Source organism: Mycobacterium sp. NGS68 (assembly GCF_059812195.1).
This window is the reverse complement of sequence record NZ_JCALCE010000065.1, coordinates 1-10,523: the sequence shown is the minus strand read 5'-3', so window position 1 is coordinate 10,523 and position 10,523 is coordinate 1. Positions and strand designations below refer to the sequence as shown.

9 protein-coding genes are annotated in these 10,523 nt (G+C 68.8%); 8 read left to right on the top strand and 1 reads right to left on the bottom strand.

Features of this window, described 5'->3' with window-relative positions:
- Positions 1 to 1,429 (bottom strand): PE family protein (locus AC5Y5V_RS31010; RefSeq protein ID WP_499942846.1); only part of this gene is annotated, 1,429 nt, incomplete at its 3' end.
- A 450-nt stretch (positions 1,430 to 1,879) separates the two neighbouring features.
- Here AC5Y5V_RS31010 and AC5Y5V_RS31005 point away from each other — a divergent pair.
- Genes AC5Y5V_RS31005 through AC5Y5V_RS30970 form a run of 8 tightly spaced genes read left to right on the top strand, consistent with a single transcriptional unit; the run spans position 1,880 to position 10,485 of the window.
- On the top strand, positions 1,880 to 2,743 hold the full coding sequence (locus AC5Y5V_RS31005) for a mycofactocin-coupled SDR family oxidoreductase (protein ID WP_499942845.1): 864 nt from the start codon (positions 1,880 to 1,882) through the stop codon (positions 2,741 to 2,743).
- A 7-nt stretch (positions 2,744 to 2,750) separates the two neighbouring features.
- Positions 2,751 to 3,752 carry a thiamine pyrophosphate-dependent dehydrogenase E1 component subunit alpha gene (locus AC5Y5V_RS31000; protein WP_499942844.1) on the top strand — a complete coding sequence of 334 codons (1,002 nt, stop codon included), beginning with the start codon at positions 2,751 to 2,753 and terminating at the stop codon, positions 3,750 to 3,752.
- 4 nt (positions 3,753 to 3,756) lie between these two features.
- Entirely contained in the window at positions 3,757 to 4,755 is a 999-nt protein-coding gene (locus tag AC5Y5V_RS30995) for an alpha-ketoacid dehydrogenase subunit beta (protein WP_499942842.1), read from the top strand.
- Entirely contained in the window at positions 4,748 to 4,984 is a 237-nt protein-coding gene (locus AC5Y5V_RS30990) for a biotin/lipoyl-containing protein (protein WP_499942840.1), read from the top strand. The genes AC5Y5V_RS30995 and AC5Y5V_RS30990 overlap by 8 nt, the downstream gene beginning before the upstream one ends.
- 19 nt (positions 4,985 to 5,003) lie before the next feature.
- A complete protein-coding gene (locus tag AC5Y5V_RS30985) occupies positions 5,004 to 5,879 on the top strand; it encodes an enoyl-CoA hydratase-related protein (protein ID WP_499942838.1) in 876 nt (291 codons plus the stop codon).
- Between the two features lie 19 nt (positions 5,880 to 5,898).
- Positions 5,899 to 7,419, top strand: coding sequence for an acyl-CoA synthetase (locus AC5Y5V_RS30980; RefSeq protein ID WP_499942837.1), 1,521 nt, complete (start codon positions 5,899 to 5,901; stop codon positions 7,417 to 7,419).
- 13 nt (positions 7,420 to 7,432) lie between these two features.
- The gene (locus AC5Y5V_RS30975; protein WP_499942835.1) at positions 7,433 to 8,815 is read left to right on the top strand and encodes an aromatic ring-hydroxylating oxygenase subunit alpha; all 1,383 of its coding nucleotides are present in this window, start codon (positions 7,433 to 7,435) and stop codon (positions 8,813 to 8,815) included.
- Entirely contained in the window at positions 8,812 to 10,485 is a 1,674-nt protein-coding gene (locus AC5Y5V_RS30970) for an FAD-binding protein (protein WP_499942834.1), read from the top strand. The genes AC5Y5V_RS30975 and AC5Y5V_RS30970 overlap by 4 nt, the downstream gene beginning before the upstream one ends.
- Positions 10,486 to 10,523 lie beyond the last annotated feature (38 nt).

Genomic DNA, 10,523 nt, shown 5'->3' with positions numbered 1-10,523 from the left:
GCGTCCCGCCGGCGCCGCCGTCGCCGCCGTTGCCGCCCGCCACGCTGATGCCCTGCGCGGTGAGGGTAGGCACGCTGCCGCCGATGCCGCCGGCGCCGCCGTTGCCCAGGAGCTGCGCATTGCCGCCCGACCCGGCGAAACCGCCGGAGCCGCCGAAGCCCTCGCTGATCGTGCCCACGCCGCCGAATCCGCCTTCGCCGCCGTTGCCGCCGGCGCCGCCGTTTCCGTGCAGCAGGCCCCCGGGGCTGCCGTCGCCGCCGAGGCCGCCCACGCCACCGTTGCCGCCGACCGTACCGCCGCCCGCGCCGTCGCCGCCGACCCCACCGTCGCCGCCGGCCCCGCCGGTGCCGAACAGCCCGAGGGCGCCGCCGTTGCCGCCCGAGCCGCCGTGGCCCCCGGTGCTGTCCCCGGCGCCGGTCGCGGTGCCGCCCGCGCCGCCCGTCCCGCCGGCCCCGGCGGTGCCGAGCAGCAGGCCGCCCTGTCCGCCGTTGCCGCCCTGACCGCCGTAGCCGGCCACCGTTGCGAGGAGAGCGTCGCTGCCGCCGCCGATTCCGCCGGCGCCGCCGACGCCGCCGGTGCCGAACAGCAGCGCGGCATCGCCGCCCGCGCCACCGGTGCCGCCTACGCCGCCGGATTGCCCGACGGTCGCCGGCGCGGCACCGCCCGTACCGCCGACGCCGCCGGCGCCACCGGAGCCGTAGAACAATCCGGCGTTGCCGCCGTTACCGCCGTTGCCTCCGGCACTGCCCTGCACGGTCACGGCCGGCGGTGGCGGTATCGGTGCGAGGGCGCTGCCGGCCCCGCCGTTGCCGCCTATGCCGCCGTTGCCCCACAACAACCCGCCCTTGCCGCCCGCGCCACCGTTGCCGCCGCTGTTGAGCGCACCGGTGCCGGTGCCGGCACCACCGCTTCCGCCGTTGCCGCCGTTGCCCCACAACCCTGCGTTGCCGCCGTTGCCGCCGGGCTTGCCCAGGTCGCCGGTCGCGCCGTTGCCGCCGTTGCCGAACAGGATCCCGCCGTCGCCGCCGTTGCCGCCGGCCACGGTCGCGTTGGCGCCGTTGCCGATCAGCGGTCGGTTGAAGATCGCCTGGGTGGGCGCATTGACCACGTTGAGCAACTCGTCCTGCAGGCTCGCCAGCGGGGTGGCATTGGCGGCCTCGGCGGCCGCGTAGTTGCCCGCACCCAGCTTCAGGGCCTGTACGAACTGGGCGTGGAACTTCGCCGCCTGCGCGCCCAGCGTCTGGTACGCCTCCGCATGCGATCCGAACAACGCCGCGATGGCCGCCGAGACCTCGTCGGCGCCCGCCGCGAGCACCGCGGTCGTGGGCGCCGCGGCGGCCGCGTTTGCCGCACTGATCGTCGAGCCGACGCTCGCCAAGTCCGTTGCCGCCGCCGCCACCAGCTCCGGCGCCGCGATCAGGAACGACATCAAAGACCTCCGTAGCCTCCGCACAATCCCGGAAACCCGGCCGCTGCCCGGTCACCGTCGAACTCTCGGCAAAGGGTATCGCTATCGGGGCAGCACACCGCGCATTTCCGCTAGACCTACGTACTGTTTCGCGCCGCGGCGCGTGAACGTTTCAGCTACTCCGGCGGGACGGCCGGACCGCGGTGGACGACTCCCGTCGGCACTCGGGAACACGCGTTCCCGCCGCTCGGCCATTTCTTGCTATTTTAGATATTCTAGCTACTGTAGGGGATACAGTAGCCGGCTGTCGCCGCGCTCGATTTCGCGGCAGCACTTCGTGGGAGAGATGCGATGGAGCCGATCGTCGACCCGAGCCCAATCCCCGATGCAGCACCGCTGCCGCGCGGCCGCGCTCCTGAAAAGCGTTGGACCCCAATGTGGGTCGCCGGCGGTTAAGGACGGGGTGGGGCGATGGGCAGGGTGGCGGACAAGGTTGCCGTAATCAGCGGCGCCGCACGCGGTCAGGGACGTTCGCACGCGCGGATGCTCGCCGCGGAGGGCGCTGACATCATCGCGGTGGACTTGTGCGAAGACATCGAGACCAACGAGTACCCGCTGGCCCGGCCGGAGGACCTCGAGGAGACAGTGCGACTGGTCGAGAAGGAGGGCCGGCGCGCGCTCGCGGCGATCGTGGACGTCCGGGACCGCCCGGCCCTGGCCAAGGCGATTGAGGACGGTGTCGCCGAATTCGGGCGTCTCGACATCGTGGTCGCCAACGCCGGCATCTGTCCGCTCACCGCGGGCCTCCCGCCGAGCGCCTTCGCCGACGCAGTGGACGTGGATCTGCTCGGCGTCCTCAACCTGGTGCACACCAGCCTCAAGCATCTGCAGGCGGGCGCGTCGATCATCGTGATCGGCTCGAACGCGGCCTTCATGTCGTCGATGAACACGACCGGCATCGACGGCGGTCCCGGAGGCGCCGGCTATGCGTTCGCGAAACTCGCTGCGGCACACTACGTCAACGACTTCGCCCGGGCGCTCGCCCCGTTCTCCATCCGGATGAATGCCGTGCACCCGACCAACGTCAACACCGACATGTTGCACAGCGCCCCGATGTACCGGGCCTTCCGGCCGGACCTGACGAACCCGACCCGCGAGGATGCCGAACCGATCTTCCCGCTGGTCCAGTCGATGCCGATCCCCTATGTCGAGCCGGAGGACATCAGCGAGGCCGTCCTGTTCCTGGCCTCCGACGCGGCGCGCTACATCACCGGGCAGCAGCTGCGCGTCGACGGCGGCGGTTTCCTCAAGGTCAAGCCCTGGTCCGGCGGATGACGCGCCTATGACGCCGACGACGCCAACCGGCTTGGACCACAACGATGTTGAGCCCCGGATTTATGCGTTGATGGTGCTCATGAAGGCCGCCGACGACCGGCTGTCCAGGGGCATCAACACCGGCGAATTCATGTGCGTGTACTGGCCGTCGCGCGGCCAGGAGGCGATCGCCGCCGCCATGGGCATCGCGTTGCGGCCCGATGATCAACTGGTCACGACCTACCGCGGGCTGCATGACCTGATCGGCAAGAACGTCCCGCTCGAGGAGATCTACGGCGAGATGATGGGCCGGGTCGTCGGCGCCAGCCGAGGCAAGGGCGGAACGATGCACATCGCCAACCCGGACAAGGGCGTGATGCTCTCGACCGGCATCGTCGGCGCCGGGCCGCCGGTGGCGGTGGGGCTGGCGATGGCCGCCAAACGCAAAGGCCTCGACCGCGTTACGGTCGTCAGCTTCGGCGACGGCGCCACCAACACCGGCTCGTTTCACGAGGCGGCCAACATGGCCGCGCTCTGGGACCTGCCGATGGTCTTCGTCTGCCAGAACAACCTGTACGCCGAGATGACGCCGACGACGGACACGATGAAGCTCGAGCGCGTGGCCGACCGCGCCGCGGGCTACGGCATGCCGGGTGTGCAGGTCGACGGCAACGACCCGCTCGCCGTGAAGACCGCGCTCGAGGACGCGCTAGAGCGGGCCCGCCGCGGCGGGGGCCCTACCTTCCTCGAGTGCGTGACGTTCCGCTTCCGCGGCCACTACTTCGGCGACCGGATGCCCTACATCCCCAAGGAGCAGCTGGCCGCGGCGATCGAGGCCGATCCGGTGCCGCGGTTCCGGCGCCACCTCGCCGACCAGGGCATCTGCACCGAGGACGAGCTCGACCGCATCGAACGCGACGCCTTGGCGCTGGTGGAGTCCGCGCTCGCGACGGTCATGAGCGCCGACGCCGCGTCCAGCGACGAACTCGAGCGCGACGTGTATGCAACGCCGATCAAGTTTCCGGTCTGAGGCCATGGACGACAAAGAGATGACGATGCGCGAGGCGCTCAACCTCGCGCTGGACCAGGCCCTCGCGGCCGACGACAGGGTGTTCCTGCTGGGCGAGGACATCGCCGACCCGGGTGCGTCGGGCCCGACGGCGGGGTTGTCCACCAAGTACGGCCACGACAGGGTCCTGGACACGCCCATCTCGGAGGCCGCGATCGTCGGTGCGGCGATCGGCGCCGCCATCGACGGACTGCTGCCCGTGGCCGAGATCATGATCATGGATTTCATCGGCATCGCCGCCGATCAGCTGATCAACAATGCGGCCAAGCTGCGGTTCATGACCGGCGGGCGCACGACGGCACCGATCACCGTCCGCACCCAGGTCTACGCCGGGCTGGCCACCGGCGCGACGCACTCGCAGTCCTTGGAATCGTGGTTCATGCACATCCCCGGGATGAAGGTCATCGTGCCGTCCACCCCGCGTGACGGCAAAGGCCTGCTGACGTCGGCGATCTTCGACGAGGACCCATGCTTGTTCGTCGAGACCATCCGGCTACAGGGCAAGAAGGGACCCGTGCCGGTAGACCCCGGATTCGCAATTCCCCTGGGCCAGGCGGACATCAAGCGCCCCGGCACCGACCTGAGCCTGATCAGCTACGGCCGTGCCGTGCACGACGCGCTGGCTGCCGCCGCCACCCTGCAGGAGCAGGGCGTGAGCGCCGAGGTCGTCGACCTGCGCACCCTGGTGCCGCTTGACGTCGAGACGGTCGTCGAATCCGTCCGTCGCACCCGCCGGGCCGTCGTCGTGCACGACGCGGTCCAATTCGCAGGCCCGGGAGCCGAAATCGCGGCGATCCTGCAATCGGAGCTGTTCGGCGAACTGGCCGCACCGGTCGAGCGGGTCGGTGCGCGATTCGTGCCCAATCCGGCCGCCGCCGCGCTAGAGGCGCAGGTGTACCCGTCGCCGGCGCGCATCGTGGCCGCCGCGCTGAGCACCGTCACGAGGGCGGCATCCCTTGGCTGACTTCATCATTCGCATTCCTCGCGTGTCGGTGGCCGTTTCGGAAGCCGAGCTGACCGGACTGCTCGTCGCGGCCGGCGAGCGGGTAGAGGAGGGCACGCCGATCTATGTGATCGCCACCGAGAAGGTGGAGCAGGAAATCGAGGCAGGGGCGTCGGGCACCGTGCAGTGGACGGGCCAGGTCGGCAACACCTATGACATCGGCGCCGAAATCGGCGTCATTTCCACATAAACCAGCGAAAGGAATGCGTATGGATCTCAACGAGACCCGCGAGAGAATCATCTACCAAAAGGAAGGCCCGATCGCCAAGGTCACGTTGAATTGGCCGGAGAAGGCCAACGCGCAGGACCAGAAACTGGCCGAAGAGGTCGACGCCGCCTTGCTCGACGCGGACCGTGATTACGACATCAAGGTGCTGATCCTCAAGGCCAACGGCAAGGGCTTCTGCTCGGGCCACGCGATCGGCAACAACGCCGTCGACTACCCGTCGTTCGTCGAGGCGGCCGGGGTCATGGGCACTCCCTGGAAGCCGCAGACCGACCTGTTCGTCAAGCCCATCCTCAACCTCTGGGAGTTCTCCAAGCCGACGATCGCGCAGGTGCACGGCTACTGCGTCGGCGGCGGTACCCACTACGGGCTCACCACCGACATCGTCATCGCCTCCGAAGACGCCTACTTCTCCTACCCGCCGCTGCAGGGCTTCGGGATGCCGTCGGGTGAATGCTCGATCGAGCCTTGGGTTTTCATGAACTGGCGCCGCGCCGCCTACTACCTGTATCTGGCCGAGGTCATCGACGCGAAGAAGGCGCTGGAGGTCGGCCTGGTCAACGAGGTCGTCCCGCGCGAGGAACTCGACGCCCGGGTCGATGCGATCGCCCGCCACATCGCGCAGGCCCCGATGACCACCCTGCTGGCGACCAAGGCCAACCTCAAGCGGGCCTGGGAGCTGATGGGCATGCGGGTGCACTGGCAGAGCTCGAATGACCTGGTCGCGCTCGCCTCGATCAGCAAGGACGTGCAGCAACTGATCCAGACGGTATTCAAGGACAAGGTGCTGCCGTCCGAGCAGGCCCGCCGGCAGGCCGCCGCCGCGGCGGCACCCACCGACGGCGCCGCGACCACGTGAGGCTTCCCGGGTTCATCTGGTGAACATCGCCGACCACGCGCTGCACGCCGGCCGGGCGCCGGCGTTGATCATGTGCGACGGCGACACGGTCACCTTCGCCGAGTTGTACGGGCGCAGCCAGCGCGTCGCCGCGATGCTGCACGATGCGGGGCTGCGCCGCGGCGACGGCGTGGCGCTGATCCTGTCCAATCGGCGGGAATTCTTCGAAATAACCTGGGGCTGCCAGCTTTCCGGCCTTTACTACACCGCCGTCAACACCCACTTCACGCCCGACGAGATCGCGTACGTCATCGGCGACTCCGACGCCAAGGCGGTGTTTTCGGATCGTCCGGTCGCCGACGGCGATGCCGCACCGCCCGTCTGCGTCCGCATCGCCGTCGGCGCCGACGTGCCGGGGTGGCGCGGCTATGAAGACGCGCTGTCGGCGGCGGGCGCGGCTCCGCCACCGTCGGACGGGTCGGAGATGCTCTACTCGTCGGGGACCACCGGCTGGCCCAAGGCGGTCCGCCGACCGCTGCCGAGCGACGGCAACGGGTCGTGGGCGCAGGCGGTCCTGGAGATGGCGCTGATCCACAAGTACGGGATGGACGCCTCCTGCGTGTACCTCTCCCCCGCGCCGCTGTACCACGCCGCGGGAGTGAACTACACGATGGCGGCCAATCGCGTTGGCGCCGCGTCGATCATCATGCCCAGGTTCGATGCCGAGACGGTGCTGCGCCTGATCGAGCAGCACCGCGTCACGCACGCGCAGTTCGTGCCGACGATGTTCGTGCGGATGCTCAAGCTGCCCAAGGCGGTACGAGACCGCTACGACCTGTCCAGCCTGCGTTGCGTGATCCACGCGGCGGCGCCCTGCCCGGTGGCCGTCAAGCACCGCATGACGGAGTGGTTCGGGCCGATCATTCACGAGTATTACGGCGGCACCGAGGGATTCGCGGGCACCACGATCGGGCCCGAGGAGTGGCTGGCCCATCCCGGCTCGGTCGGGATACCGATGACCCCGGTCCACGTCGTCGGCGACGACGGTCGCGAGTGTCCCGTCGGACAGTCCGGTGAGCTGTATTTCGAGGGCGGCCCGAGCTTCGAGTACTTCAAGGACCCCGTCAAGACGGCATCGGTGTCCAACGAACGCGGTTGGCGCACACTGGGAGACGTGGGCTATGTCGACGCGGACGGGTATCTGTACCTCACCGACCGCTCGTCGTTCATGATCGTCTCCGGCGGGGTCAACATCTATCCGCAGGAGGCGGAGAACCTGCTCGTCATGCACCCCGAGCTGGTCGACGCGGCGGTATTCGGCGTGCCCAACGACGAGTTCGGCGAGGAGGTCAAGGCCGTCGTCCAACCGGCCGACGGCGTAACCGCGGGCCCCGGTTTGGAGGCCGAGCTCATCGAGTACTGCCGCGCGCACCTGGCCACCTACAAGTGCCCGCGCACAATCGAATTCGACCCGCAGCTGCCCCGGGATCCGAACGGCAAGCTTTACAAGAGGCGCATACGTGAACGTTACTGGCAGGGACGGACGTCACGGATCTTGTGAGCGAGGGATGACCATGAGTACAGACGTGAACTGGGCGCCGCTTCCGGTGCCGTGGGCCGTACAGACCCCCGACCGCATCCCCAAACAGCGGTATTACGACCAGGACTTCTACGCGCTGGAAAACGAGCTGCTCTGGCCGCGGGTGTGGCAGATGGCGTGTCGGCTGGAGGAGATCCCCAAGCCCGGCGACTTCGTCGAGTACGAGATCCTCGACGAGTCGATCATCGTGGTGCGGGTGGACGCCGACACCGTGCGCGCGTACCACAACGCCTGCCGGCATCGCGGCGTAAAGCTGGTGGAGGGCTCTGGTTCGCTGGCTGGGAGTCGACGCACCTTCGTCTGCCCGTTCCACGGCTGGTGCTGGGGCCTGGACGGCCGCAACACGTTCGTGCTGCGGCCCGACGAGTTCGACGAGCACAACCTGAACCCGCAGGATCTGCGGCTGGTCCCGGTCCGATGCGAGCTCTGGGGCGGTTGCGCGTGGATCAACCTCGACGACGACGCCCCGGGCCTGCGGGACTGTTTCGAGCCGTTCGCGACGATCTACGACGCCTGGAAGGTGGAGTCGCTGCGCGTCGAGTGGTGGCAATCGTGTCGGCTTCCGGTGAATTGGAAGCTGGCGACGGCGGCCTTCATGGAGGGCTATCACGTCCCGCAGACGCATCCGCAACTGCTGCCGTCGGCCCAGCCCGCGTCGTCCTCGAAGCCGCCCGGATTGGCCCAGACCAGTCTGTATTTCATGCGCACCCTCGGCGAGGGCATGGCCGGCATGACGCATGAGAACGACGTCCGCATCGCCGAGGGCCTGCAGGACATGGAATTACCGACCGATCCGGCGGCGGCGATGGCCCTCTGGCGCAGCACCCTCAACGACGCGATCGTCCACTGGCACCGCGCCCGGGGCTGTGACATGCCGGACCTGAACGACCTGGCGCGGCGCGGCATCGTCGAGGCGATCAACTTCGCATTTCCGCACTATTTTCTGCTGCCCCAATACAGCAGCGCCTCGTCGTACCGGATCCGCCCCCTGGGACCCGAGGAGACGCTGTTTGAGATCTGGTCCCTCACGCGAATTCCCCCGGACCAGATCACGGGCAAGCCGACGCCGCCGGAGCCCATGGCGCCGGATGACCCGCGCTGGCCACCGATCCCGGCCCAGGACTTCTCCAATCTGCCCAAGCAGCAGAAAGGACTGCACTCCAAGGGCTTTGAGTACATGCGATTGTCCAGCCGGATCGAAGGGCTGATCTCCAACTTCGAACGCGTCATCGACGGTTTCCTGGCCGGCCTTTCCTACGATGCGCTGCTGCCGGCCATTCAGAAGACCAACACCACCATTGACCTGCCCGTGGCCGATCTGGGATTCAGTGCGGGCGTCGGTTCGGGGGCACGATGACGACCAATTGGGACCACTCCGTCGACTTGCTGATCGCGGGCAGCGGCGGGGGCGGCATGGCGGCGGCGCTGGCGGCGCTGGACTCCGGCATCGAGCCGCTGGTGATCGAAAAGCAGGCCCGGGTGGGCGGTTCCACGGGACTCTCCGGCGGCATGGTGTGGCTGCCGAACAACCCGCTGATGCGCGCCGACGGCGTCCCCGACTCGCACGAGGACGGTCTGGCGTACTTCGACGACGTCGTCGGCGACATCGGCCCCGCCTCGTCACCGGCGCGGCGCGAGGCCTTCCTCGCCGCGGGCTACGAGATGATCAACTTCCTGACGGGCAAGGGTGTCCGGTTTGTGCGGTGCCCGGGCTGGAGCGATTACTACCCGAACCACAAGGGCGGCAACGAAGCCGGCCGCGCGATCGAGGGAGTTCCGTATGACGCCGCGGCGCTGGGTGCCTGGAGCGACAGGGTCCAGCCCTCGATGAGCAAGAGCTACGGCGGCTTCGTCCTGAAGACCAACGAACTGCGGGCGGTGCAGTACTTCAACCGGTCACCGCGGGCGTTCGCCGTCGCGGCGCGGGTGTTTGCGCGCACCAGGGCGGCCCGCCTGCGTCGTCGCGAAATGCTCACCAACGGCGCCTCACTCATCGGACAGATGCTGAAGGTCCTGATCGACCTGCGCGGCGAGCCGCCGATCTGGACCGGTGCCGCCATGGAGGACCTGATCGTCGACGACGGCCGCGTCGTCGGCGCTCGCATTACCCGCGACGGCGAAACGCTGAACGTGCAGGCGCGCAAGGGCGTTCTGCTCGCTGCCGGCGGCTTCAGCCGCAACGCGGACATGCGCCGCCGCTACAGCGGTGACCAACCGAACGAGGCGATGTGGTCGATCGCCAACGCCGGTGATACCGGCGAGGTGCTGCAGACCGCGATCCGGCTCGGAGCCAAGACCGACCTGATGGACGAGGCCTGGTGGCTGCCATCGGTGTTCATCGCCGACGGCGGTGATGCCGCGAAGGCGCTGGGCAGCGGCCGGCAGCGGCCCGGGGCGATCTACGTCGACGGCACCGGTCGCCGGTTCTGCAACGAGTCGAACTCCTACGTCGAGGTCGGCAAGGCGATGTACGCCAACAAGGCGGTGCCGTGCTGGATGGTCTTCGACGAGGGCTACATCGGCCGGTACGTCTCGGGCGCGAACCCCTTCCGCAAGCGTCGGCTCCCCGAAGAACTGATCGAGCGCGGCGCCGTGCTGCGGGGCGGCACCGTCGCCGACCTCGCCCGCCAGATGGCCGTCCCGGCAGACACCCTGGAACAGACCGTGCGGCGCTTCAATGGTTTTGCGGCCCAAGGCCTGGATCCCGACTTCGGCCGCGGCCAGTCGGCATACAACGACTGCCTGGGTGATCCCGGGTATCGGCCCAACGCCGCGCTGGGGCCGCTCGACAAGGCGCCCTATTACGCGACGCGGGTGGTGCCCGCCGACGTCGGAACCTGCGGAGGGGTGGTTACCGACGAGCACGCGCGGGTGCTCGACGAGGACGACCGGGTGATCGACGGGTTGTACGCGACGGGCAACATCACCGCGACGGTGATGGGTCGCAACTATCTCGGTGCCGGCGGCAGCATCGCCTACACCATGGTGTTCGGCTACGTCGCCGCCCGGCACGCCGCCCGTCAGTAGCGCGAGCAGACACAAAAGCACCCTCTTTGGCTCGGATT